Below are 1,069 nucleotides of genomic sequence, written 5' to 3'. Positions count from 1 at the left end.
TCCCGGATCTGCGCTTACGCTTGTCCGGGACGACACCGAGCGCGTGGCTGGCCGCTACCCCGCCCGCTGCTTCTCATACGCCTTCAAATGCGTATATGCGATGCGCAGCTTCGGCACCGGCACCTTGGCGGCATCGCCGCGTGCGATGAGATCGCCGATGACGTGATCGGCCTCGACCGGCAGGCCGGCCTTGATGTCGCGGAACATCGACGCCGTCATCGGCGAGCCCTCGGTGGTGAGGTTGCCCTTCACCCGCTCGAAGAACGGGCCACCCGGCGGATAGCCTGACGCGGTGGCGATCGCGCTGGTCTCATCCAGCATGCCCAGCAAAAAGTCCCGGCCGCCGGGCGCGGCGAGAATGTTGCCGACGGAGGTGCGCATCAGGCTGGTGGAGGCCGCGAGCGAGGAGAGGAACACCCACTTCTCCCACATGTCCTGCATGATGTTCTGGCTGGCCGTGGCACCAACGATGCCGCTCTTGAAGGCTTCGTCGATCGCCTTGACCCGGTCGGACGGCTTGCCGTCGCGCTCGCCGTAGCTGATCGCCTGCATCGGCTGGAGCTGCACCACCTCGCGCTTCTCGTTCAAGGTCGCCGCGATGGCGCAGAGCCCGCCGAGCACGCGCTCCTTGCCGAACCTGGCATCGAGCGTGTCGAGATGCTTCATGCCGTTCAGCATCGGAATGATCGCCGTATCAGGGCCGACCGCCGCTGCGAACGACTTGATGGCATCGTCGAGATCGAACGCCTTGCAGCTCAAGAGCACGACGTCGAACTTGTCCTTGAGCTTGTCGGCCTCGACCGTCGGCGGAGCCTTCAGCGTCACGTCGCCGTTCGGGCTCTTGACGACGAGGCCGGCGCTCGCCAGCTCGGCGGCGCGGCGCGGCCGGACCAGGAAGGTGACGTCGCGGCCGGCCTGCAACAGCCTGCCACCAAAATAGCCGCCAATGGCGCCGGCGCCGACCACGAGGATACGCATGGGATTGTCCTTGTTTTTTCTTGCCGTCGTCCTGGCGTAGTTGCGCAATTGCGCACGGGAACCAGGACGACGGTGAGGAGATTGCTCGTTC

1 protein-coding gene is annotated in these 1,069 nt (G+C 65.7%); it reads right to left on the bottom strand.

Annotated elements, in window-relative coordinates; all coding sequences use genetic code 11:
* Nucleotides 1-54 precede the first annotated feature (54 nt).
* The gene (gene panE, locus AC1D00_RS42525; protein WP_477014835.1) at nt 55-978 is read right to left on the bottom strand and encodes a 2-dehydropantoate 2-reductase; all 924 of its coding nucleotides are present in this window, start codon (nt 976-978) and stop codon (nt 55-57) included.
* Nucleotides 979-1,069 lie beyond the last annotated feature (91 nt).

It is taken from the genome of Bradyrhizobium sp. P2_E8 (assembly GCF_056403875.1).
This window is presented reverse-complemented; position numbering and strand designations above follow the sequence as displayed.

Bases quoted from the DNA above. Each gene is read 5' to 3' on its own strand.
- panE (WP_477014835.1), bottom strand. From the start codon at position 978: ATGCGTATCCTCGTGGTCGGCGCCGGCGCCATTGGCGGCTATTTTGGT.